Source organism: Pantoea sp. E956-1, from assembly GCF_982223955.1.
The window spans coordinates 62,056-85,848 of sequence record NZ_CEUYZP010000004.1 but is presented as its reverse complement, the minus strand read 5'-3'; the positions used below and the strand labels follow the sequence as shown (position 1 = coordinate 85,848).

Genomic DNA, 23,793 nt, shown 5'->3' with positions numbered 1-23,793 from the left:
ACACCCGCCTGGGTGCGTGTTGGCACTGCAACGGCAGTGACGAAAATCCCTGGTCGGCAACCCGCAGGTAGCCGCCATCACCAGAGTAGCCTTGTCGGCCCGTACAGCTCAAGCGGAACTGCGCGTAGTGCATGCAGCCTGCGAGAAGTCTCGCAAACTACTGACGGGCCAGCCGCGAAAAACCGGGCGAGAAGGGCACATTGGTGCGCCATGGATTGATATCCAGCCCGCCGCGACGGGTGTAGCGTGCATAGACCGTCAGCGCTTCCGGATGGCAGAAACGCATCACATCATTAAAAATGCGTTCGACACACTGTTCGTGAAATTCGTTGTGCTGGCGGAATGAGACCAGATAGCGCAGCAGGGCTTCACGGTCGATACGCGGGCCTTTATAACGAATCATCACGGAGCCCCAGTCGGGCTGATTGGTAATCAGACAGTTTGACTTGAGCAGGTGGCTGACCAGCGTCTCTTCAACGATTTCGCTGCCTGCAGCATCGGCCAGATAGTCAGCATTGAAGCGATAATCCTCTATGGCGATATCCTGCTCATCAATACAACACCCCTCAAAATGGCCGATGGGCTGACCTTCCACTTCATTGAGACGGAACAGCGCGACCCGCGCTTCACCTTCAGCACAGGCACTCAGGTCCCGCTCCAGCGTCTGACGAACCTCGCCCCAGTCGGCAAATCGGGTCTGGTTGAAACTGTTAAGGTAGAGCTTGAAGCTTTTTGACTCGATAAGGTTGCGGCTCTGCGCATCGAGCACCACTTCGCCCACGGCAACCTGTGGCAGACCTTTGCTGTTGAGCCACGACAGTTCATACAGGGTCCAGATATCACTGCCGGTAAAGGGCAGACTGTCGGGAAACAGGCCAAGGGGTTCACGATTCAGGCTGCGCGGCACCGCCTGCAGTAAGCTGTTGTCATAATGATCGTGATAGGCTGTGGGTTTGCCCAGCGTCAGGTTGCTGAGTGCCTGATCCTGTTCGTGACTAGTCATTGCGGTTACCACCAAAATTAATCAAAGTGGCTAAGTGTAACCCATCAGAAGTGAGAATATGAATGATGCAGCAAACTGCCGCCGCGTTGCGCGACTTTACCACCCGATACTGCCAGCACTGGCTTCAGCAGGCCGGGCATGCGCCGGCCAGCAGCGATCTCTTTGGCGTACCTTCGCCCTGTGCCCTGGAGGATCGCGATCAGCGGGTCGTCTGGCAGCCGCAGCCTTTTACTCTGCCACAGACGCTGGATGCGGTTGAGCGGGCGATCGACATCCAGCTCCAGCCGCAGATCACGGATTTCTATACCACGCAGTTTGCCGGGGATATGCAGGCCAGTTTTGGTGAGAATCAGCTGACACTCTTACAGGTCTGGAGTGAGGATGATTTCCTGCGGTTACAGGAGAATCTGATTGGGCATCTGGTGATGCAGCGCCGCCTTAAACAGTCGCCTACGCTGTTTATCGCCACTACCGAGTCAGAACAGGAGATCATCTCGCTTTCTAATCTCAGCGGCGAAGTAATTCTGGAACAGCCCGGGGGTAAAAAGCGTCTGGTATTAGCGGAAACGCTTGAGATATTTCTTAAGTTATTACAACCGGTTATCCTCTGAGTTGCAGTGATTTGCTCCTGATCTTGTGAGACATCTCTTACATGTGCTGTGAGAGATCGCCATATAACAGGTGAGACATCCGGAAGGCCATGATGTAAAAATATTGTGAATCATCAACTTAATAGCGTTTATCTGAAGAAGTGCCGCACATTTCGTAAAGTTCCGTTGTGAGTACCTTGTGCGCGTAACGAGTTCTGTCAAAATGTTTCGCACTGCAGGATGCTCAGGAAAAAGATATCGTCAGGATGATGATAAGCCATGAGGCAGGAACGTAACGGAGCTTACGGCACACGGACGGTTTCAGGACGAAACAGGATCGCTCAGGACTGAGCAAGGGACACCTCCAGGATGGAGAATGAGAACCCCTCAGAAGAGGTGGTGGGCCAGGATGCTAAGGATACATCAGGACGATGCGCGACAGGAGTTCGCACTGGACAAGTTGTCATGGAAGAGCAGGGAGCATTAACGTGGCGGGATGGCTGCAAACGAACCGGGAGCACTGTTTATACAGTGCTCCCTTTTTTTGTGCCTGTGCCAACAAGTGATATGCTTGCCGCCCATTTTTGACTGCTCGCGGAGGTGGCGCATGACGCCTGAACAACTAATTACGCAACGGCTGGAACAACTGGAAGCGGTGATGCGTGAGCACCATCTCTGGCAGAGTACCCCGCCAGCCGAGGGGGCGCTCGAGAGCCGTGAACCCTTTTGCCTGGATACGCTGGAGCCGCTGCAGTGGCTCCAGTGGGTGTTAGTTCCGCGGATGCATGCCCTGATTGCGGCCCGGCATCCGTTACCACAAAATTTTGCCGTGGCCCCCTATTATGAGGTGGCTCTGGTGCCTGACCAGCCGGGTATTGCGCCGCTGTTACTGACCCTGCGTCAACTTGATGCGTTAATCACGGATGCTGCCCACTGATGCTGGAGATACTCTATCAGGATGAGTGGCTGGTTGCCGTCAACAAGCCCAGCGGCTGGCTGGTTCATCGCAGCTGGCTGGATCGCCATGAGACGGTGTTTGTGATGCAGACCGTTCGTGATCAGATTGGACAGCATGTGTTTACGGCGCATCGTCTCGACAAGCCCACATCAGGGGTACTGCTGATGGGGCTCTCCAGTGAGGTCGGACGTCTGCTTTCGCTGCAGTTTGAACAGCACCAGATGCAGAAAACCTACCACGCGGTGGTTCGCGGCTGGCTGGAGAGCAGCGGGACGCTCGATTATCCGCTGGTGGAAGAGCTGGATAAAATTGCCGATAAACACGCCACGGAAGCGCGCACCGCACAGCCCGCAGTCACCGATTATCAGTCACTGGCAACGGTCGAGATGCCGGTCGGCATTGGCCGTTATCCTACTTCGCGTTATAGCCTGGTTGAACTGGCCCCTAAAACCGGTCGCAAGCATCAGCTGCGTCGTCATATGTCACACCTGCGTCATCCGATTATTGGCGATTCGGCGCACGGCGATCTGCGTCAGAACCGGGGTGCTGCCGAACATTTTGGCGCTAACCGCCTGATGCTGCACGCCAGCCGCCTGGCATTGACCCATCCGGTTACGGGTGAACCGTTGCTAGTTCGTGCCGGGCTGGATGGCGTCTGGCAGAACCTGATGAACCAGTTTGGCTGGCAGGATCGCATTCCTGAGGTGCCGCGGGTTGAGTTTGGCGCAGCGCCAGGACAGGATAACGTTTCAGAATAAGGGAGAAAGCAGATGGCAAAGATTGGCATTTTTGTAGGTACGGTATATGGCAATGCGCTACTGGTCGCGGAAGAAGCAGAGCCCATTCTGCAGCAGCAGGGGCACAGCGTAACGGTGTTTGACGATCCCACCCTGGCTGACTGGCAAAACTATGCCAGCGACGTGGCGTTAATTGTCACTTCTACTACCGGGCATGGCGATTTTCCCGACACGATCTCAGGTCTGTTCCATGCGATTAAAAATCAGCTCGGTCATCAGCCCGCGCTGCGCTATGGCGTGATTGCGCTGGGTGACAGCAGCTATGACCATTTTTGTGGCGCAGGTAAAACCTTTGACGCGCTGCTGCAGGAGCAGGGCGCTCAGCGGGTCGGTGAGGTGTTACTGGTTGATGCCACTGAAAATCCGGAACCGGAGGCGATTACCTCGCCGTGGGTTGAAGCCTGGGGCGCGCAGCTCTGATTGCCACGCCAGGTTTATCTCTGCCTTAACAGAGATAAACCTGTGTAGTGCGCACGGCGATGTCAGTTGAGTGCAATATCAGGTGACAGGCGCCGGGTTAAACACCGCCAGCTGATTGCGAATGCCCCAGCGATCGGACCAGGTCTGCTTTCTGCCACTGGCGATATCCAGAATCAACTCAAACAGTCGCCAGCCCACCTGCTCAATACTCTCTTCACCGGTAGCAATCGTCCCGGCATTGATGTCCATCAGATCGTGCCAGCGTTCTGCCAGCGCATTACGTGTCGCCATCTTGATCACCGGTATCGCGGCCAGACCGTAAGGCGTACCGCGACCAGTAGTAAATACCTGCAGGGTGATACCGGATGCCAGCTGCTGCGTACCACAGACAAAATCGCTGGCGGGCGTCGCCGCGTAGATCAATCCACGTCGCGTGGGCCGCTGGCCGGGAGAGAGCACTTCAACGATGGCACTGCGTCCCGATTTTGCGATCGATCCAAGCGCTTTTTCCACCACGTTCGCCAGTCCGCCTTTTTTATTGCCCGGCGACGGGTTAGCGCTACGATCGGTCTGGCCCTGATCGAGGTAATTGTCATACCAGGCCATCTCCTCCAGTAAGCGCTTACCGACTTCCTGATTAATCACCCGCGGCGTCAGCAGGTGAATCGCATCACGCACTTCAGTGACTTCCGAGAACATCACGGTGGCACCGCAACGCACCAGCAGATCAGAGGCGAAGCCCACTGCCGGATTTGCCGTCACGCCCGAAAACGCATCGCTGCCACCACACTGCATGCCGACAATCAGCTCTGCTGCGGAGCAGGTTTCGCGCTGGCGCTGATTCAGCCGCTGGAGATGACGCTCCGCCACCTGCAGAATCTCATTGACCATCGCGCCAAAGCCCACCAGCTTTTCATCCTGCAGACGCACGATGTCATGATCGTCCAGCGAAATCGCCTGCACGTCAGGGGTGCCAGTCAGCAGACGCTCCGGCTGTAACTTTTCACAGCCGAGGCTGACGATCATCACTTCGCCGCCGAAATTCGCATTCAGCGCCAGATTATGAATGGTGCGAATCGGCACGACCGCCGCGGGTGCGTTGATCGCCACACCACAGCCATATAGGTGGTTCAGGGCAACCACACCATCCACGTTCGGATAGCGCGGCAGTAACTCCCGTTCAATGATCTGTACGACATGATCCACCACACCGGCCACGCAGTGGACGCTGGTGGTGATGCCGAGCAGGTTACGCGTGCCTACGCTGCCATCCGCATTGCGGTAACCTTCAAAGGTATAGCCCTCCAGCGGCGGCAATTCAGGTGGAACCTGAGTGGCTAACGGCAGACTCTCCAGCGGAGGGGCTTCCGGCAGCGCGACCAGTGACTCATCAATCCAGCTGCCCTGGGCAATATCCCGCAATGCATAGCCGATGACTTCGCCATAACGCACGATCTCAGCACCCTGATTAATTGCGCTCAGCGCCACTTTGTGGCCCTGGGGCACATGCTCAGTGAGGGTCAGGCCATCCGCAAACTGCGTGCCGGCTGGCAGACCCAGGCTGTTAACCACAATCGCCACATTGTCGTGCTCATGGACTTTGATATAGAGCGGTTGTTCATCTGTTTTTGGGTTCATCGCTCACCTTCCTGTCTGTCGTACCGTACTTGTGCGGCACGCTGTAATGATCTGACCTGTCACGCCCTTGTTTGCCAGCTTCAGTATAGGGAGGTGGGGCGGGTCGCGCATTGTGCAAATGACCACCATTAAGGTAATTCGTCTCGCTGTTTTGGGTCGATTATCCAAAAGCAAGCGAAGACCCTCACAAACAGCGGGGGAAAGCGTTACCCGGGGCTGATTTTGCACGGGTATTTGCCACTTTCGTGAGCTATACCGCAGGGTTTTGTGCATCCGCCAGACAATCACTTCAATAGTGCGATTATTCCAGGGCGATACGCCAATGTGATCCTCACAGGCTGTTCTTATACTGAGTTCCGTTAGCCAAAGTCAGGTTATCTGTCACGACGTATTATTCATCCGAAAGAGGTTGCCTGGACATAGTACTGGCCGCGGCTGCCAGACGCCGGATGGATAAATAAAGTTTGCCAAAACAAAAAGATCGCCGTGTTTAACCCAACTTCTCTCTGATACCCAACGCGATGTGTATGCAGTCAGAGCGAATGTAGCTCACGCTATATTTCAGGAGTGCATCATGAATAGTTTCAGCCAGACCGCGGAAACGGTGCAGAAACGCACCAATGCCCGTTACTGGATTGTGGTGATGTTATTTATCGTCACCTCATTCAACTACGGTGACCGCGCAACCATTTCGATTGCCGGTTCGGCGATGTCAAAAGATATTGGCCTCGATTCGGTCGGACTCGGCTATATCTTCTCTGCCTTCTCATGGGCGTATGTTATTGGTCAGATTCCGGGCGGCTGGTTGCTTGACCGCTTCGGCTCAAAACGCGTCTATTTCTGGAGCATCTTTACCTGGTCGCTGTTTACCTTCCTGCAAGGGTTTGTCGATCTGTTCAGCGGCTTCGGCATCATCATGTCGCTGTTTATTCTGCGTTTCCTGGTAGGACTGGCCGAAGCGCCCTCTTTCCCTGGCAACAGCCGCATTGTCGCGGCCTGGTTTCCGGCGCAGGAGCGCGGCACGGCCGTGGCGATCTTCAACTCGGCACAATACTTCGCCACCGTCATCTTCGCGCCCATCATGGGCTGGCTGGTCTCTTCCGTGGGCTGGGCGCACGTGTTCTGGTTCATGGGCGGCCTGGGCATCATCCTCAGTTTCATCTGGCTGAAAGTGATCCACGATCCCACCGATCATCCTGGCGTCAATAAAGCCGAACTGGAGTACATGGAGCAGGGCGGTGCGCTGATCAACATGGATGTCAAAAAGGATAGCCGCAAAGTGAGCTGGAACGAGAAGTGGTTCCAGATCAAACAGCTGCTGACGTCACGCATGATGCTGGGTATCTATCTCGGTCAATACTGCGTTAACGCCTTAACCTACTTCTTTATCACCTGGTTCCCGGTCTATCTGGTGCAGGCGCGCGGCATGTCGATTCTCAAAGCGGGCTTTATTGCCTCGATTCCGGCCGTGTGCGGCTTCCTGGGCGGCGTACTGGGTGGGGTAATCTCTGACTGGCTGATGCGTAAAACCGGCTCGCTGAATATCGCCCGTAAAACACCGATCGTGCTCGGTATGCTGCTCTCCATTTCGATGGTGATGTGTAACTACACCGATACCGAATGGGTAGTGGTGTTCTTCATGGCATTGGCGTTCTTTGGTAAAGGCATCGGTGCGCTGGGCTGGGCAGTGATGGCAGATACGGCGCCGAAAGAGATCAGTGGCCTGAGCGGCGGTCTGTTCAACATGTTCGGTAACTTCTCTGGCATCGTGACGCCTATCGCCATCGGTTACATCATCGCCACCAGCGGCTCCTTTGAAGGCGCGCTGATCTATGTCGGTATTCATGCCTTTGTCGCCGCATTCAGCTTCCTGGTGATAGCGGGCGATATCAAACGTGTCGAACTAAAAACCTGGCCCGGTAAGGATGCATTATGAATACGCAAAGCTCCCCGGTGATTACTGAGATGCAGGTTATCCCTGTCGCCGGTTATGACAGCATGCTGCTCAATATTGGTGGTGCACACAACGCCTGCTTTACCCGCAATATTGTGGTTCTCACCGACAGCACCGGTCACACCGGCGTCGGTGAAGCCCCCGGCGGCGACACCATCTATCAGACGCTGGTTGAGGCGATTCCGCAGGTGAAAGGTCAGCAGATTGCGCGAATGAACCGTCTGGTGCAGCAGGTGCATAAAGGCAATCAGTCGGCTGACTTCACCACCTTCGGCAACGGTGCCTGGACCTTTGAGCTGCGGGTCAACGCGGTAGCTGCGCTGGAAGCGGCGCTGCTCGATCTGCTGGGACAGTGTCTGGGCGTACCGGTGGCTGAACTGCTGGGGCCAGGTAAACAGCGTGATGAAGTGACGGTGCTGGGCTATCTGTTCTATCTCGGCGACCGCCGCAAGACCGATCTGCCCTATCTGAGTGGTGAGCAGGCCAGCCACGACTGGTATCACCTGCGTCATCAGGAAGCGCTGACCAGCGATGCCGTGGTGCGGCTGGCTGAGGCGGCAGCGGATAAATATGGCTTCAAAGATTTTAAGCTCAAAGGCGGCGTGTTGCCGGGCGAGCAGGAGATTGCCACCGCGGTGGCGCTGAAGCAGCGCTTTCCCGACGCCCGCATTACGGTCGACCCGAACGGCGCCTGGCTGCTGGACGAGGCGATAGCGCTGTGTAAAGGGATGCAGGATGTGCTGAGCTACGCCGAAGATCCGTGCGGCGCGGAGCAGGGCTATTCGGGACGTGAAGTGATGGCCGAGTTCCGGCGCGCAACCGGCTTACCGGTGGCCACCAATATGATCGCCACCAACTGGCGCGAGATGAATCACGCAGTCATGCTCAATGCCGTTGATATTCCGCTGGCGGATCCTCACTTCTGGACGCTGAGCGGCGCCGTGCGGGTCGCGCAACTCTGCGATGAGTGGGGCCTCACCTGGGGCTGTCACTCCAACAACCACTTCGATATTTCGCTGGCGATGTTCACCCATGTGGGTGCGGCGGCGCCAGGCAATCCTACCGCGATTGATACCCACTGGATCTGGCAGGAGGGCGATCAGCGCCTGACGAAAAATCCGCTGCAAATTCGCAACGGGAAAATTGCCGTGCCGGACGCGCCGGGTCTGGGCATTGAGCTCGACTGGGAGCAGGTAAACAAAGCCAATCAGCTTTATCAGTCACTGCCCGCCGGTGCGCGAAACGACGCCACGGCGATGCAATATCTGGTCCCCGGCTGGACATTTGATCGCAAACGCCCGGCATTTGGCCGTGCAACAGCATAAGGAGCAGGAGATGAGTTCAACACCGAAAGTCACCGCCATGCAGGTTATTCCGGTCGCAGGCTACGACAGCATGCTGCTGAACCTCAGCGGCGCTCACTCGCCATTCTTTACCCGCAACATTGTGATTATCAAAGATAACGCCGGACACACCGGCGTCGGCGAAATCCCGGGCGGCGAAAAAATCCGCCAGACGCTGGAAGACGCGGCGTCGCTGGTGATTGGCAAAACCGTGGGCGAATACAAAAACATTCTCAGCCTGGTGCGCAGCACCTTCGCCGACCGCGATGCCAGCGGGCGCGGCACTCAGACCTTCGATCTGCGCACCACTATTCATGTGGTGACCGGCATTGAAGCGGCACTGCTTGACCTGCTGGGTCAGCATCTGGAGGTTAATGTGGCCTCGCTGCTGGGCGACGGACAACAGCGCGACCGCGTTGAGATGCTCGGCTACCTGTTCTATATCGGCGATCGCCGCAAAACGTCCCTCTCTTACCAGAGCCAGGAGAGCGATCCGTGCGACTGGTATCGCCTGCGCCACGAAGAAGCGCTCACCCCGGATGCGGTGGTGCGGCTGGCGGAAGCGGCGTATGAGAAATATGGTTTCAACGATTTCAAACTCAAAGGCGGCGTGCTGCGCGGCGGCGAAGAGGCCGAAGCGGTCACAGCGCTGGCTAAGCGTTTTCCTGAAGCCCGTATCACCCTTGATCCCAACGGGGCCTGGTCGCTCAACGAAGCGATCATGCTCGGCAAACAGCTCAAAGATGTGCTCGCCTACGCAGAAGATCCCTGTGGCGCGGAGCAGGGCTACTCCGGCCGTGAAGTGATGGCGGAGTTCCGTCGCGCCACCGGCATGCCAACCGCCACCAATATGATCGCCACCGACTGGCGTCAGATGGGGCATACCCTGTCGCTGCAGTCGGTGGACATTCCGCTGGCAGATCCGCACTTCTGGACCATGCAGGGTTCGGTGCGGGTGGCACAGATGTGTCACGACTTCGGCCTGACATGGGGCTCGCACTCCAATAACCACTTCGATATTTCGCTGGCGATGTTCACCCACGTCGCCGCTGCCGCGCCGGGCGCGATCACCGCCATTGATACTCACTGGATCTGGCAGGAGGGCAATCAGCGCCTGACCAAAGAGCCATTCCAGATCAAAGGCGGCATGGTGCAGGTACCGCAGAAACCGGGTCTCGGCGTCGAGCTGGATATGGATCAGGTGATGCAGGCCAATGCGCTCTATCAGAAGCAGGGACTGGGCGCGCGTGACGATGCCGAAGCAATGCAATTTTTAGTGCCGGGATGGACCTACGACAATAAACGCCCGTGCCTGGTACGTTAACCTTTTCGGCTCCCTTGCGGAGCCATCGTCACAGGAGTTTAACCATGAGTAATGCAGCCTGGCCAAATGGATTTCGTCGTCGTTTGTTAGCGGGTGAAACCCTGATCGGCAGCTGGTGTGCGCTTGCCAGCCCGATTTCTACCGAGATTTTAGGGCTGGCCGGTTTTGACTGGCTGGTGCTGGATGGCGAACACGCGCCCAACGATATCACCACGTTTGTGCCGCAGCTGATGGCGCTTAAAGGCAGCCACAGTGCGCCCGTGGTACGCCCGCCCTGCAACGAGCCGGTGATCATTAAGCGTCTGCTGGATATCGGGTTTAATAACTTCCTGGTGCCCTTTGTCGAGACCGAAGAGGAAGCAGTGCGTGCCGTCGCTTCAACCCGCTATCCACCAGCTGGCATTCGCGGTGTCTCGGTTTCGCATCGCAGCAACATGTACGGCACCCTGCCGGATTACAACAGCACTATCAATGACAACATTACGGTGCTGGTGCAGATCGAAACTCAGCAGGCGGTCGACAACATTGACGCCATCGCGGCGGTTGACGGTGTCGACGGTATTTTTGTCGGGCCGGGCGATCTCTCTGCTGCGCTGGGCTATCTCGGTCAGCCCGCGCATCCTGAAGTGCTGAAAGTGATTAAACACATTTTTGAACGCGCCAAAGCCGCCGGTAAGCCGAGCGGCATTCTGGCACCGGTGGAAGCGGACGCGCGTCGTTATCTGGAGTGGGGTGCCACTTTTGTCGCCGTCGGCAGCGATGTCGGTATGTTCCGCAACGCCTCTCAGGCGTTATGCGACAAATTTAAGCGCTAATCAAACAAGGGGAAACGCAATGAAAATTGGATTTATCGGCCTGGGTATTATGGGCAAACCAATGAGTAAAAATCTGGTGAAAGCCGGTTATTCGCTGGTGGTGCGCGATCATAACGCTGACAACGAAGCGGAACTGACTGAACTGGGCGCGACCGTGGCGAAATCGCCAAAAGAGGTGGCTGAGCAGTGCGATGTGGTGATTACCATGGTGCCCAACTCGCCGCAGGTCATCGAAGTCTGTCTGGGTAAAAATGGCATTATCGAAGGGGCGAAGCCAGGCCTGGTGGTCATCGATATGAGTTCGATTGCGCCGCTGGCGAGCCGTGAAGTCCATGATGCGCTGGCAGAAAAAGGGATCAAAATGCTGGATGCGCCGGTCAGTGGCGGTGAACCCAAAGCAATCGAAGGCACGCTCTCTGTAATGGTCGGCGGTGATAAAGCGGTATTCGATGCCTGCTACGACATCATGAAATCAATGGCGGGATCGGTGGTGCATACCGGCGATATCGGTGCGGGTAACGTGACTAAGCTGGCCAACCAGGTGATTGTGGCGCTGAATATTGCGGCGATGTCCGAGGCGTTATCACTGGCGACCAAAGCGGGTGTGAATCCGGATCTGGTCTATCAGGCGATTCGTGGCGGCCTGGCCGGCAGTACGGTGCTGGATGCCAAAGCGCCCATGGTGATGGATCGCAACTTCAAGCCCGGCTTCCGCATTGACCTGCATATCAAAGATCTGGCGAACGCGCTGGATACCTCGCACAGCATCGGCGCGCATCTGCCGCTGACGGCTGCGGTGATGGAGATGATGCAGGCGCTGCGTAACGACGGGCAGGGTACCGCCGACCACAGCGCGCTGGCCTGCTATTATGAGAAGTTAGCGAAGGTTGAAATAGCCCGCTAAAATCCGGTGCCGGTCTCTGCGGAAACCGGACTGGTTCAGAGCCGTTTCAATTACTCAACTGCGCTCGGATTGCCTATGAAAATCGTAATCGCACCGGATTCATATAAAGAGAGTTTATCCGCCCTGGATGTGGCGTCGGCGATTGAAGCGGGTTTCCGTGACATCTTCCCCGATGCGCATTACGTGAAAATACCGGTCGCCGACGGCGGCGAAGGAACGGTAGAAGCGATGGTGGCGGCGACGAAAGGAAAAATCGTCAGGCTGAAGGTGACGGGGCCACTGGGTTCGCAGGTCGACGCCTTTTATGGCCTGTCCGGCGATGAGTCCACCGCCTATATCGAAATGGCTGCGGCCAGCGGACTGGAGCGGGTGCCTGCGTCTCAGCGTGACCCGTTGATAACGACCTCATTTGGCACCGGCGAGTTGATCAGGCATGCACTCGATAAGGGGGTCGGTCACATCATCATTGGTATCGGCGGCAGCGCCACGAATGATGGCGGAGCCGGTATGATGCAGGCGCTGGGTGCCCGGCTGCTGGACGACCAGGGCTGCGAGATCGGTCACGGTGGCGGGGCGCTCACCGATCTTGCCAGCATTGATATTGACGTGCTGGACGCCCGCATTCATCAGTGCCGCATTGAAGTGGCCTGTGACGTCACGAATCCGCTGACGGGCAAAGAGGGTGCATCGGCTATTTTTGGCCCGCAGAAAGGGGCGACACCGGCGCTGGTGGAGCAGCTCGATCAGGCGCTGGCTCATTACGCCGCGATTATTCACCGCGATCTCGATATCGATGTGCTGCATATTCCGGGCGGCGGTGCAGCGGGCGGGATGGGTGCGGCACTGCACGCCTTTTGTCAGGCAGAGCTGCGGCGCGGCATTGAGATTGTCACTGAGGCGCTGGGACTGGCTGAACAGGTAAAAGATGCTGACCTGGTGATTACCGGTGAAGGGCGGATCGACAGCCAGAGTATTAATGGCAAGGTGCCGATCGGGGTTGCCAGCGTGGCGAAGCGCTTTAATAAGCCGGTGATTGGTATCGCCGGAAGCCTGACGGCGGATGTTGGCGTGGTGCATCAGCACGGGATCGATGCGGTATTCAGCGTGCTCTACAGTATCTGTACGCTGGATGAGGCACTCGCCAGCGCCGGAAAGAATGTTGAGATGACGGCGCGTAATGTGGCCGCTACCTTAAAACTCGCCGGCTTTCACTGACCGCCAGCCTTAACCGGCCACGTAACGTGGGCCGGTTTTAACCATGGCAGGAACACGCAGGCTCACCGCTTTTGCCGCACGTTCTTTACCGCGGCAGACCGCGATCGGTTAGCGCGGATATGCGGCCGGGTAAGGCTTCTGCGGTAGCGACAGAAGCCTTACCCAATCCCCAGCAGCCGCCGCGCTTCTCGGGCGACATTCTCCATTTCATCCTGCAGCTCCAGCAGTTCCGGCTCCAGCGCAGCGATATCACTGGCCTCAAGCAGCTCTCTTTCCAGCTGATGGCAGAGTTGCTTCATGCGCGGCACGCCGCTGTAGCTGGCACTGCCGTGCAGCTTGTGAATAATCTCACGCAGGGCGTTGACCTCATTGGTCGACATAAACTGCGCCATCTTCGCATGCACTTCCGGTAAAAATTCCAGCAGCATCCGTAGCAGATCGCGTGCCAGATCGGCTTTGTTCGCCGCCTGTCGCAGCGCCAGTTGCCAGTCCAGGGTAGGTAATATTGGCAGCAGTTCCGGCACGGAAACCACCGGCGGCGGCGTATAGCGCGCCAGCAGCTGCCTTAACTTGCTCTCATCAATCGGTTTGGCAAGATAGTCATTCATGCCCGCCTTGATCAATTGTTCACGCTCACCATCAATCGCATGGGCGGTGACCGCCACAATCGGGGTACTGGCATGATGCGGCATGCTGCGGATAATCTCGCTGGCGCGAATGCCATCGATGTCCGGCATCTGAATATCCATAAGAATCACATCCAGCGACTGCTGACGTGCTTCACGGATAGCGTGTTCGGCGCTGCTGCACAACAGGATGTTCTGCACCTGCTCCTCCAGCAGCGCGCCAATCAGCTTGAGATTGGCAGGATTATCATCCACCGCCATCACCGTCAGCGGCAGCCGGGGTGAAAGCGGCAGTTCGCTGATCTGACGGGTATGCAGATCCAGTAACATCGGCAGGAGTCGGGTCAGGGAGATCGGTTTAGCGATACAGCCGTCAATGCCGCGTACCTTGAGCTCATCCGCCAGTAACATCATCGGGCTGGGAAGCGCCATCAGCACGTTGTCTGCCCGATCCAGCAGCCCATTAATCATGCGCTCATTGAGCAGCTCGGGCTGGCTGATGCCGACCGGCATCGCCATCAGCAGTAGCGGATAGTGAGACGCTTTTAATCCCTCCAGCGTTGCGCTGTAATCGATCTGCAATGGGGTGGCGCTTAGCATCTCCAGCGCCGCGCTGGCAACGTTAGCATCCGCTTCCACATAGGCAATACGCGCCTGTGACAGCGCATCCAGCACGCGTGGCATGCCGGGCGCGTTGGGATTGAGATCCAGCTGCACGCGAATCACAAAGACAGAACCCTCGTCCGGCTGGCTACTGAAAGTGATTTCGCCGCCCATCTCCCGCACCAGTTTTTGGGTGATCACCAGCCCCAGCCCGGTGCCGCCATGACGGCGCGAAATGCTGGCGTCAGCCTGACGGAACGCCTGGAACAACTGCGTCTGTTGCTGCTCAGAGATGCCGATGCCGCTATCTTCAACCTGAATCTCCAGCTCGACGCGCGACTGCGTAATCACCCGCTGGCCGACGCGCAGGCCGATGTAGCCTTTCTCGGTAAACTTGATGGCGTTTCCGATCAGGTTAATCAGAATCTGTTGCAGGCGCAGCGCGTCGCCAATCACGTTGTCCGGCACGCTGCTGTCACACACCACCGTCAGCTCCAGCCCTTTGTCATGCGCCGACGGCGCCAGCAGCACCAGCGTTTCATCCAGTGTGGCACGCAGCGGGAAGGGGATCGCCTCCAGCATCAGCTTGCCCGCTTCCAGCTTCGAGAAATCGAGCACGTCATTGATAATACTGAGCAGGTTATTGGCTGAGCGTTCAATGGTCTGCATATAGTCGCGCTGGGTGGTGCGCAGTTGGGTTTTCAGCATCTGCCGGGTAAAGCCCAGCACGCCATTAAGCGGCGTCCGCAGTTCATGCGACATATTGGCCAGAAACTCAGATTTGATGCGCGCCGCTTCCTGGGCGCGTTTTTTCGCCAGATCCAGCTCAACGTTCTGAATCTCCAGCTGTTCCAGCGTCTCGCGCAGATCGTAGGTCGCCTGATCGATATTGTGCTGCATCTCTTCGTGATAGGCGGTCAGCGACATCGCCATCGCATTAATCCCGTTTTTCAGCATGCTGAGTTCACCCAGCATGTATCCCTCAACGCGGCTGTCGAGCTGACCGCGACGGATGCGGTCAACGGTGGTGACCATATTCCGGATCGGGCCGGTGACATCGCGCATCAGCCGATAGGCAAACAGCATGGCGAGGCAGAGGCAGAAGAGCAGCATCAGCGTGGCGACAAACACCTCTTTGTATTGCTGCAGGCGCACCGATTGCAGATCCAGTTCTATCGCCACGTAGCCCAGCGGATTGCCCGACGGCTTGGCATCTTCGTCTGGCAATTCATCCACATCGTAACGCTCGGTGGTAATCGGTGTGCGCAGAATCAATACGTTGCCGTGACGCTCCATGGAGACATCGTCGGGCAGGGAGCGGATATCATCCTGTTGCAACAGGCTGAGGTTCTGCTTGTGATTGGAGGTGACGTAGAGTTGGTTGTGGTTATCAAATACCGAGATCGCCCGGACAATGCCGGAATGGCGGCGGTGCAGCAAACTGACCAGTTCACGCATGGCGTCACGGTTGTGCCAGGTCATGCTGTATTCGCTGGAGATGGCCAGCGGCTCGATGATATTGGCCCCGGCATCGATCACCTGGCGCTGCAGTTCATTGTAGCGGTGCACCACAAAAAATGAGCTGAGCAGCAGGCCAACCATCAGCGTGGGTGCCAGAATTAAAATCATCATTCGCGCCCGCAGGCTGTATTTGGTCATAATAGTCGCCTGGCTACTCCGGCATTAACGTCCCTGTGCATACTGTCGACAAAAACTATGCAGGTCGTTTTCGATAAAGAGAATGAATAACACTATGGCGCAATTTTACGTTGCAAAACAGCGCGTGACGACGCAACAACGGATCACCGTCACCATCGAAGAGCTCGACCCGTTCGGACAGGGGGTGGCGCGCCACAAGGGCAAAACGGTTTTTGTCGCCGGTGCTCTGCCGGGTGAACAGGCGGAGATCGTGCTGACAGAGGATAAACGTCAATTTGCCCGGGCGAAAGTGACACGCCTGATTAGCCGCAGTCCGGCCCGCGTCACACCGCGCTGCCCACACTATGATCGCTGCGGCGGCTGCCAGCAGCAGCATGCCGATGTGGCGCTGCAACAGCAGAGCAAAGCCCAGGCGCTGAGCCGGATGCTGAGCCAGGCCACCGCACAAAATGTGGCGGTGGATGAGGTGATTGCCGGTCAGCCCTGGGGCTATCGCCGTCGCGCCCGTCTGGGGCTGCAATGGCAAAATAAGGCGCAGCGGTTGCAGATGGGATTCCGTCAGGAAGCCAGCAACGATCTGGTCGATATTCAGCAATGTCCCATTTTAGTGCCCGAACTTGAGGCGTTACTGATTCCGCTGCACCAGTGTCTCAGCGACCTGCGCGCCGTCAGGCGTCTCGGGCATGTGGAGCTGGTGCTGGCGGACAACGGTCCGCTGATGATTCTGCGCCATCTTGATGCGCTGCATGCGGATGACCGTGAAAAACTGGAACAGTTTTCGCATAAGCATCAGCTGATGCTGTTCCTGGATGCGGGTGAGGAAGAATTGAGTGCGTTAAGTGAGTCGACGCCGTTTTATCAATCTCACCAGCTTAAGCTAACCTTTAGCCCACAGGATTTTATTCAGGTTAACGATGCGCTTAATCAGCAGATGGTCGCGAAGGCGATTGCCTGGCTCGATCTGCAGCCGGAAGATCGGGTGCTGGATCTGTTTTGCGGCATGGGAAACTTCACACTTCCTATAGGAATCTTCGTACAAAATGTGGTTGGTGTGGAGGGGGTTGCAGCATTAGTGCGGCAGGCAGCGTATAATGCTGATTTGAATAATCTTAAAAATGTCAGTTTCTTTCAGCATAATCTGGAAGAAGATGTGTCGCGCCAGCCGTGGGCGGCACAGGGATTTAACAAGGTATTACTCGATCCGGCACGTGCCGGGGCTGCGGGCGTAATGGCGCATGTGGTTAAACTTGCACCAGAACGCGTGGTCTATGTTTCGTGTAATCCCACCACACTCGCCCGCGACAGCCAGACATTGCTGTCGGCAGGCTACCAATTGGAAAGGGTCGCGATGCTGGATATGTTCCCACATACCCGTCATCTCGAATCCATGGTGCTGTTCAGAAAAACATAAGCGATGTATGTCGTTGTGCAGGAGAGGTTATGGTTGCGGTCAGAAGTGCGCATTTAAATACTGAGGGGGATTTCGCCCTCGACCAGTGGATCGCCAGTCTCGGTATTGCCAACCCGCAATCATGTCAACGTGTTGCCGAGACGTGGCGCTACTGTGAAGCGCAGACGCAGGGCCATCCCGACCAGTCGCTGCTGCTGTGGCGCGGTATTGAGATGGTTGAAATCCTCTCAATGCTTAGCATGGATATTGAAAGCCTGTGTGCAGCACTGATTTTCCCGCTGGCTAACGATGAAGTGGTGAGTGAAGAGGAGCTGGAAACCGCCGTCGGCAAAGGCATCGTCTCGCTGGTACACGGCGTGCGCGATATGGACGCCATCCGCCAGCTGAAAGCGATCCACAACGACTCCATGGCCTCTGAACAGGTGGATAACGTCCGCCGCATGCTGCTGGCGATGGTGGAAGATTTCCGCTGCGTGGTGCTGAAGCTGGCCGAACGCATCATGAACCTGCGCGAAATGAAAGATGCGCCGGAAGATGAGCGGGTACTGGCCGCCAAAGAGAGCACCAATATCTATGCGCCACTGGCCAACCGTCTCGGTATTGGTCAGCTCAAATGGGAGCTGGAAGATTACTGCTTCCGCTACCTGCATCCCGACGAATATAAGCGCATCGCCAAATTACTGCATGAGCGGCGTATTGACCGTGAGCAGTACATCGAAAACTTCGTCAGTAATCTGCGCAAAGAGATGGTCAAAGAGGGCGTGCGCGCTGAAGTCTATGGCCGTCCGAAACATATCTACAGCATCTGGCGCAAGATGCAGAAAAAGTCGCTGGCCTTTGATGAGCTGTTTGACGTGCGGGCAGTGCGCATCGTCGCCGATCGCCTGCAGGATTGCTACGGCGCGCTGGGAACGGTACATACGCTCTATCGCCATCTGCCCAGTGAGTTTGATGACTACGTCGCTAACCCTAAACCCAACGGCTACCAGTCGATTCATACGGTGGTGTTAGGGCCGCAGGGCAAAACGGTGGAAATCCAGATTCGTACCCGCCAGATGCATGAAGATGCCGAGCTGGGCGTGGCGGCGCACTGGAAATATAAAGAGGGGCCAACTTCGAGCAGCGCGCGTGGCGCAGCCGGTCATGAAGAGCGGATCGCCTGGCTGCGCAAGCTCATCAGCTGGCAGGAAGAGATGGCGGACTCCGGCGAGCTGCTGGAAGAGGTCCGCAGCCAGGTGTTCGATGACCGGGTTTACGTCTTTACCCCGAAAGGCGACGTGGTGGATCTGCCCGCTGGATCGACGCCGCTCGACTTTGCCTATCATATTCACAGCGACATCGGTCACCGCTGCATCGGCGCGAAAATCGGTGGCCGCATCGTGCCGTTCACCTACCAGCTGCAGATGGGCGATCAGGTTGAGGTGATCACCCAGAAGCAGCCAAACCCGAGCCGCGACTGGCTTAATCCGAATCTGGGCTACATCACCACCAACCGTGGACGCTCGAAGATCCACAACTGGTTCCGCAAGCAGGATCGCGATAAGAATATTATTGCCGGACGGCAGATTCTGGACAACGAACTGAATCAGCTGGATATCAGCCTGCGTGAAGCGGAAAAACTGCTGCTGCCGCGCTATAACGTGACCTCGCTTGAAGAGCTGCTCGCGGCGATTGGCGGTGGCGATATTCGTCTTAACCAGATGGTTAACTTCCTGCAGGCGAAGCTGAATAAGCCGAGCGCCGAAGAGGAAGATCGCGAAGCGCTGCGTCAGCTGACCCAGAAATCGTACACGCCCTCTGCACGCAAAGAGAGCGGACGCGTCGTCGTGGAAGGCGTGGGCAACCTGATGCATCACATTGCCCGCTGCTGCCAGCCGATTCCGGGGGATGATATTGTCGGCTTCATCACCCAGGGGCGCGGCATCTCCATTCACCGCGCCGATTGCGACCAGCTGGCTGAGCTCACTTCGCATGCGCCGGAACGTATCGTCGATGCGGTATGGGGCGAAAGCTACTCCAGCGGCTATTCGCTGGTGGTGCGCGTGACCGCCAACGATCGCAGCGGCTTACTGCGCGACATCACTACCATTCTCGCCAACGAGAAAGTGAATGTACTGGGCGTCTCAAGCCGTAGCGACACCAAAAAACAGCTGGCGACCATCGACATGGATATTGAGATCTATAACCATCAGGTACTGGGACGCGTCCTGGCGCGTCTGAACCAGGTTTCAGATATCATTGACGCCCGTCGCCTGCACTGATATTCAGGCAGGCACTGAGGCAACCGGCAGCAGGAGGTTGCGCAGGCGTTTTCTGCACCACCAGACACGGCCGGACGCTGTTTACCGCGTCCAGCCGTGTTGTACGCTTTGCCTCTTCGCCCGTTGCCTGTTATCTCACTAATCAAGGACCCTCCTGAATGAACGCTATTGAGCGCCTGCTTGGCATAATGAAAACCCTGCGCGATCCACAACAGGGTTGTCCGTGGGATCGTGAACAGACTTTTGCCACCATCGCGCCCTATACGCTGGAAGAGACCTACGAAGTGCTGGACGCCATCCAGCGCGAAGATTTTGACGATCTGCGCGGTGAGCTGGGCGATTTGCTGTTTCAGGTGGTGTTCTATGCGCAGATGGCCAGCGAACAGGATCGCTTTAATTTTGAGGATATCTGCCACGCCATCAGCGACAAACTGGAGCGCCGGCATCCGCACATTTTTGGCGATGCCACAGCAGAAACCAGCAGCGACGTGCTGAAAAACTGGGAAGCGATAAAAACCGCCGAACGGGCTGACAAAGCCCAGCATTCGGCGCTGGATGATATTCCTAAGGCTCTGCCCGCACTGATGCGCGCCCACAAGATTCAGAAGCGTTGTCACAATGTCGGATTCGACTGGACCACGCTGGGGCCGGTGGTGGCTAAAGTGCATGAAGAGATTGATGAAGTGATGCACGAGGCGCAGCAGAGTGTGGTGGATAGCGAGAAGCTGGAAGAGGAGATTGGCGACCTGCTGTTCGCCACGGTTAACCTGTCGCGCCATCTGGGCAGCAAAGCGGAAACTGCACTGCAAAAGGCCAATGACAAGTTTGAGCGCCGGTTCCGCGAAGTCGAAGCGATCATCGCGGCACAGGGGTTAACGATGCCGGGTGCTACGCTGGAGCAGATGGAAGCCGCCTGGCAGCAGGTGAAATGGGGCGAGAAGCGCTGATTATTCCAGCACTGTGCATAAAGTCACCGCTTTCGCTTACTCGATTCAGCCTGACGGCAACTTTGTGACGCACGTCAACATTTCTTTCGCGGCTATCGGCTATGTTAGCCGCAGCAATGCGTTGGAGGATGGCGGTGATTCATCAATTGTGGCTGATAGCGGTTTCCAGTATACTGTTTTCCCGTCCTGGTTATTCCACCGTCTTTAAACCTAAACTCTCAGGTTCAGCATGACAACGAATTATATTTTTGTGACCGGCGGGGTCGTTTCCTCTCTGGGTAAAGGCATTGCCGCAGCCTCCCTCGCAGCCATTCTCGAAGCCCGTGGTCTGAACGTGACCATCATGAAGCTGGACCCGTATATCAACGTGGATCCAGGCACCATGAGCCCGACGCAGCACGGTGAAGTTTTCGTCACTGATGACGGCGCTGAAACCGATCTGGATTTGGGTCACTACGAGCGCTTCATCCGTACCAAAATGTCGCGTCGTAACAACTTCACCACTGGCCGTATCTACTCAGAAGTCCTGCGCAAAGAGCGCCGTGGCGACTATCTGGGCGCTACCATTCAGGTTATTCCGCACATCACCAATGCCATCAAAGAACGCATTATTGAAGGCGGTGAAGGTCATGATGTGGTGCTGGTCGAAATCGGCGGCACGGTCGGGGATATCGAATCACTGCCGTTCCTGGAAGCGATTCGCCAGATGGCCGTGGATGTAGGCCGCGAACACACCATGTATATGCACCTGACGCTGGTGCCGTATATGGCGGCAGCCGGTGAAGTGAAAACCAAACCGACCCAGCACTCAGTGAAAGAGCTGCTGTCAATTGGTATTCAGCCAGACGTGCTGATTTGCCGTTCTGACCGTGCCGTACCGGCCAACGAGCGCGCTAAAATCGCCCTGTTCTGTAACGTCCCTGAAAAAGCGGTTATCTCGCTGAAAGACGTTGATTCCATTTACAAGATCCCTGGCATGCTGAAATCGCAGGGCCTGGATGACTATATCTGCAAGCGCTTCAACCTGAATGCACCGGAAGCCAACCTGGCCGAATGGGAGCAGGTGATCTACGAAGAAGCCAATCCGGGTGGTGAAGTCACCATCGGTATGGTGGGCAAGTATGTTGAATTGCCGGATGCCTACAAGTCAGTAATCGAAGCGCTTAAACATGGCGGCCTGAAAAATCGCGTCACCGTGAACATCAAATTGATCGATTCGCAGGATGTTGAATCACGCGGTGTCGAATTACTGAAAGATCTGGATGCGATTCTGATCCCGGGTGGCTTCGGTTACCGTGGCGTGGAAGGCAAGCTGATGACCGCGCAGTACGCACGTGAAAACAACGTGCCATATCTTGGCATCTGCCTTGGCATGCAGGTCGCGCTGATGGAGTTTGCCCGCAACGTCGCCGGGATGCCGGACGCCAACTCCACGGAATTTGTGCCAGACTGTAAATACCCGGTGGTGGCATTAATCACCGAATGGCGTGACGAAGATGGTAACGTCGAAGTCCGCAGCGAGCAGAGCGATCTGGGCGGCACCATGCGTCTGGGTAGCCAGCAGTGTCAGTTAACGCCGGGCAGCCAGGTTCGCCAGCTCTACGGCTCTGACACTATCGTTGAGCGCCATCGCCACCGCTATGAAGTGAACAATATGCTGTTAAAGCAGATTGAAGCAGCCGGTCTGCGCGTAGCAGGTCGCTCTGGTGATGATCAACTGGTTGAGATTATCGAGATCCCGAACCATCCGTGGTTTGTGGCCTGCCAGTTCCACCCTGAGTTTACCTCGACCCCACGCGACGGCCATCCGTTGTTTGCCGGCTTTGTTAAAGCCGCGCATGAGCATCAGAAGCGTTTAGCGAAGTAAGTTTCACAGGCAGCGCGCGAACTTTTCGCGCGTTGCTTGTCTTAGGATTGACTAACTTGTACTGAGGAAAATCGTAATGTCCAAAATCGTAAAAGTCATCGGTCGCGAAATCATCGACTCACGTGGTAACCCGACTGTTGAAGCTGAAGTGCATCTGGAAGGCGGTTTCGTAGGCCTGGCAGCTGCGCCATCAGGCGCCTCTACTGGTTCACGCGAAGCGCTGGAACTGCGTGACGGTGACAAATCACGTTACCTGGGCAAAGGCGTAACCAAAGCCGTTGCTGCAGTAAACGGTCCGATTGCTGAAGCGGTAAAAGGCAAAGACGCGAAAGATCAGGCGAACATCGACAAGATCATGATCGACCTGGACGGTACTGAGAACAAATCTAACTTCGGTGCTAACGCCATTCTGGCTGTTTCACTGGCAGCCGCTAAAGCTGCTGCAGCCTCTAAAGGTCAGCCGCTGTATGAGCACATCGCTGAACTGAACGGCACCCCAGGCAAATACTCTATGCCACTGCCAATGATGAACATCATCAACGGCGGCGAACATGCCGATAACAACGTCGACATCCAGGAATTCATGATCCAGCCGGTTGGTGCTCCGAACCTGAAAGAAGCCATCCGTATGGGTTCTGAAGTGTTCCACAGCCTGGCAAAAGTGCTGAAAAGCAAAGGCATGAGCACTGCAGTGGGTGACGAAGGTGGCTACGCGCCTAACCTGGGTTCCAACGCCGAAGCGCTGGCCGTTATCGCTGAAGCGGTAAAAGCAGCAGGCTACGAGCTGGGCAAAGATATCACCCTGGCGATGGACTGTGCGGCATCTGAGTTCTACAAGGATGGCAAATACGTTCTGGCCGGTGAAGGCGGTAAATCGTTTACCTCTGAAGAGTTCACCCACTTCCTGGAAGATCTGACTAAACAGTATCCGATCGTGTCTATCGAAGATGGCCTGGACGAATCTGACTGGGACGGCTTCGCCTACCAGACCAAAGTACTGGGCGACAAAATCCAGCTGGTGGGTGATGACCTGTTCGTTACCAACACCAAAATCCTGAAAGAAGGTATCGATAAAGGTATCGCTAACTCCATTCTGATCAAATTCAACCAGATCGGTTCTCTGACTGAAACTCTGGCTGCGATCAAAATGGCGAAAGACGCGGGCTACACTGCCGTGATCTCTCACCGTTCAGGCGAAACCGAAGATGCGACCATCGCTGACCTGGCGGTAGGTACTGCAGCGGGCCAGATCAAAACCGGTTCAATGAGCCGTTCTGACCGTGTGGCTAAGTACAACCAGCTGATCCGTATCGAAGAAGCGCTGGGTTCTAAAGCGCCATTCAACGGTCTGAAAGAAGTTAAAGGTCAGTAATGACTGTGCGTTGATGTCGCGCTAAGTGACATCATCGGCCCCTGAAGCCCCGCCTTGTGCGGGGCTTTTTGTTGGTGGCGGTGTTC

General features: G+C 56.4%; 18 protein-coding genes. 15 read left to right on the top strand and 3 right to left on the bottom strand.

Annotated features, from left to right (window positions below):
* Positions 1 to 157 precede the first annotated feature (157 nt).
* Positions 158 to 1,003, bottom strand: coding sequence for an NADPH-dependent 7-cyano-7-deazaguanine reductase QueF (queF, locus tag AC0T7J_RS12945; RefSeq protein ID WP_473794701.1), 846 nt, complete (start codon positions 1,001 to 1,003; stop codon positions 158 to 160).
* A 62-nt stretch (positions 1,004 to 1,065) separates the two neighbouring features.
* Here queF and syd point away from each other — a divergent pair, with 62 nt between their 5' ends.
* The 4 genes from syd (at position 1,066) to AC0T7J_RS12925 (ending at position 3,768) form a co-directional block, all read left to right on the top strand.
* A complete protein-coding gene (gene syd, locus AC0T7J_RS12940) occupies positions 1,066 to 1,614 on the top strand; it encodes a SecY-interacting protein (protein ID WP_473794699.1) in 549 nt (182 codons plus the stop codon).
* A gap of 586 nt (positions 1,615 to 2,200) precedes the next feature.
* A complete protein-coding gene (locus AC0T7J_RS12935) occupies positions 2,201 to 2,530 on the top strand; it encodes a YqcC family protein (RefSeq protein ID WP_022623807.1) in 330 nt (109 codons plus the stop codon).
* Positions 2,530 to 3,309 carry a tRNA pseudouridine(65) synthase TruC gene (gene truC / locus AC0T7J_RS12930; protein ID WP_473794696.1) on the top strand — a complete coding sequence of 260 codons (780 nt, stop codon included), beginning with the start codon at positions 2,530 to 2,532 and terminating at the stop codon, positions 3,307 to 3,309. Before AC0T7J_RS12935 ends, truC begins: the two co-directional genes overlap by 1 nt.
* A gap of 12 nt (positions 3,310 to 3,321) precedes the next feature.
* Complete coding sequence (locus AC0T7J_RS12925; RefSeq protein WP_473794695.1) at positions 3,322 to 3,768, top strand: flavodoxin; 447 nt, start codon at positions 3,322 to 3,324, stop codon at positions 3,766 to 3,768.
* A 78-nt stretch (positions 3,769 to 3,846) separates the two neighbouring features.
* Here AC0T7J_RS12925 and garD read toward each other — a convergent pair whose 3' ends face one another.
* Positions 3,847 to 5,406, bottom strand: coding sequence for a galactarate dehydratase (gene garD, locus AC0T7J_RS12920; RefSeq protein ID WP_473794693.1), 1,560 nt, complete (start codon positions 5,404 to 5,406; stop codon positions 3,847 to 3,849).
* A 574-nt stretch (positions 5,407 to 5,980) separates the two neighbouring features.
* On the opposite strand from garD, the gene AC0T7J_RS12915 reads away from it, so the two are divergent.
* From AC0T7J_RS12915 to AC0T7J_RS12890, 6 genes are all read left to right on the top strand, one after another.
* Positions 5,981 to 7,342 (top strand): MFS transporter, encoded by a 1,362-nt coding sequence (locus AC0T7J_RS12915; protein WP_031594089.1) that lies wholly within the window; start codon positions 5,981 to 5,983, stop codon positions 7,340 to 7,342.
* A complete protein-coding gene (locus tag AC0T7J_RS12910; RefSeq protein WP_473794691.1) occupies positions 7,339 to 8,685 on the top strand; it encodes an enolase C-terminal domain-like protein in 1,347 nt (448 codons plus the stop codon). Before AC0T7J_RS12915 ends, AC0T7J_RS12910 begins: the two co-directional genes overlap by 4 nt.
* Positions 8,686 to 8,695: 10 nt before the next feature.
* Positions 8,696 to 10,027: a glucarate dehydratase gene (gene gudD / locus AC0T7J_RS12905; protein ID WP_473794689.1), complete on the top strand. Its 1,332-nt coding sequence runs from the start codon at positions 8,696 to 8,698 to the stop codon at positions 10,025 to 10,027.
* A 44-nt stretch (positions 10,028 to 10,071) separates the two neighbouring features.
* The gene (gene garL / locus AC0T7J_RS12900; protein ID WP_010248585.1) at positions 10,072 to 10,842 is read left to right on the top strand and encodes a 2-dehydro-3-deoxyglucarate aldolase; all 771 of its coding nucleotides are present in this window, start codon (positions 10,072 to 10,074) and stop codon (positions 10,840 to 10,842) included.
* Between the two features lie 19 nt (positions 10,843 to 10,861).
* Positions 10,862 to 11,746, top strand: a complete 885-nt coding sequence (gene garR, locus AC0T7J_RS12895; RefSeq protein WP_473794688.1) for a 2-hydroxy-3-oxopropionate reductase — start codon at positions 10,862 to 10,864, stop codon at positions 11,744 to 11,746.
* Between the two features lie 75 nt (positions 11,747 to 11,821).
* Positions 11,822 to 12,961: a glycerate kinase gene (locus AC0T7J_RS12890; RefSeq protein WP_473794686.1), complete on the top strand. Its 1,140-nt coding sequence runs from the start codon at positions 11,822 to 11,824 to the stop codon at positions 12,959 to 12,961.
* A gap of 158 nt (positions 12,962 to 13,119) precedes the next feature.
* Here the strand turns inward: AC0T7J_RS12890 and barA are convergent, their stop codons facing one another.
* Entirely contained in the window at positions 13,120 to 15,849 is a 2,730-nt protein-coding gene (gene barA, locus AC0T7J_RS12885; RefSeq protein ID WP_473794684.1) for a two-component sensor histidine kinase BarA, read from the bottom strand.
* Between the two features lie 94 nt (positions 15,850 to 15,943).
* Between barA and rlmD the strand changes: the two genes are divergently transcribed.
* From rlmD to eno, 5 genes are all read left to right on the top strand, one after another.
* Positions 15,944 to 17,260: a 23S rRNA (uracil(1939)-C(5))-methyltransferase RlmD gene (gene rlmD / locus AC0T7J_RS12880; RefSeq protein WP_473794682.1), complete on the top strand. Its 1,317-nt coding sequence runs from the start codon at positions 15,944 to 15,946 to the stop codon at positions 17,258 to 17,260.
* A gap of 29 nt (positions 17,261 to 17,289) precedes the next feature.
* On the top strand, positions 17,290 to 19,521 hold the full coding sequence (relA, locus tag AC0T7J_RS12875; RefSeq protein WP_473794679.1) for a GTP diphosphokinase: 2,232 nt from the start codon (positions 17,290 to 17,292) through the stop codon (positions 19,519 to 19,521).
* A gap of 158 nt (positions 19,522 to 19,679) precedes the next feature.
* Positions 19,680 to 20,468, top strand: coding sequence for a nucleoside triphosphate pyrophosphohydrolase (mazG, locus tag AC0T7J_RS12870; RefSeq protein ID WP_473794677.1), 789 nt, complete (start codon positions 19,680 to 19,682; stop codon positions 20,466 to 20,468).
* A 229-nt stretch (positions 20,469 to 20,697) separates the two neighbouring features.
* Positions 20,698 to 22,335, top strand: coding sequence for a glutamine hydrolyzing CTP synthase (gene pyrG, locus AC0T7J_RS12865; RefSeq protein WP_473794675.1), 1,638 nt, complete (start codon positions 20,698 to 20,700; stop codon positions 22,333 to 22,335).
* 76 nt (positions 22,336 to 22,411) lie between these two features.
* On the top strand, positions 22,412 to 23,707 hold the full coding sequence (gene eno / locus AC0T7J_RS12860; RefSeq protein ID WP_010248571.1) for a phosphopyruvate hydratase: 1,296 nt from the start codon (positions 22,412 to 22,414) through the stop codon (positions 23,705 to 23,707).
* Positions 23,708 to 23,793 lie beyond the last annotated feature (86 nt).

Bases quoted from the DNA above. Each gene is read 5' to 3' on its own strand.
- queF (WP_473794701.1), bottom strand. From the start codon at position 1,003: ATGACTAGTCACGAACAGGATCAGGCACTCAGCAACCTGACGCTGGGC.
- syd (WP_473794699.1), top strand. From the start codon at position 1,066: ATGATGCAGCAAACTGCCGCCGCGTTGCGCGACTTTACCACCCGATAC.
- AC0T7J_RS12935 (WP_022623807.1), top strand. From the start codon at position 2,201: ATGACGCCTGAACAACTAATTACGCAACGGCTGGAACAACTGGAAGCG.
- truC (WP_473794696.1), top strand. From the start codon at position 2,530: ATGCTGGAGATACTCTATCAGGATGAGTGGCTGGTTGCCGTCAACAAG.
- AC0T7J_RS12925 (WP_473794695.1), top strand. From the start codon at position 3,322: ATGGCAAAGATTGGCATTTTTGTAGGTACGGTATATGGCAATGCGCTA.
- garD (WP_473794693.1), bottom strand. From the start codon at position 5,406: ATGAACCCAAAAACAGATGAACAACCGCTCTATATCAAAGTCCATGAG.
- AC0T7J_RS12915 (WP_031594089.1), top strand. From the start codon at position 5,981: ATGAATAGTTTCAGCCAGACCGCGGAAACGGTGCAGAAACGCACCAAT.
- AC0T7J_RS12910 (WP_473794691.1), top strand. From the start codon at position 7,339: ATGAATACGCAAAGCTCCCCGGTGATTACTGAGATGCAGGTTATCCCT.
- gudD (WP_473794689.1), top strand. From the start codon at position 8,696: ATGAGTTCAACACCGAAAGTCACCGCCATGCAGGTTATTCCGGTCGCA.
- garL (WP_010248585.1), top strand. From the start codon at position 10,072: ATGAGTAATGCAGCCTGGCCAAATGGATTTCGTCGTCGTTTGTTAGCG.
- garR (WP_473794688.1), top strand. From the start codon at position 10,862: ATGAAAATTGGATTTATCGGCCTGGGTATTATGGGCAAACCAATGAGT.
- AC0T7J_RS12890 (WP_473794686.1), top strand. From the start codon at position 11,822: ATGAAAATCGTAATCGCACCGGATTCATATAAAGAGAGTTTATCCGCC.
- barA (WP_473794684.1), bottom strand. From the start codon at position 15,849: ATGACCAAATACAGCCTGCGGGCGCGAATGATGATTTTAATTCTGGCA.
- rlmD (WP_473794682.1), top strand. From the start codon at position 15,944: ATGGCGCAATTTTACGTTGCAAAACAGCGCGTGACGACGCAACAACGG.
- relA (WP_473794679.1), top strand. From the start codon at position 17,290: ATGGTTGCGGTCAGAAGTGCGCATTTAAATACTGAGGGGGATTTCGCC.
- mazG (WP_473794677.1), top strand. From the start codon at position 19,680: ATGAACGCTATTGAGCGCCTGCTTGGCATAATGAAAACCCTGCGCGAT.
- pyrG (WP_473794675.1), top strand. From the start codon at position 20,698: ATGACAACGAATTATATTTTTGTGACCGGCGGGGTCGTTTCCTCTCTG.
- eno (WP_010248571.1), top strand. From the start codon at position 22,412: ATGTCCAAAATCGTAAAAGTCATCGGTCGCGAAATCATCGACTCACGT.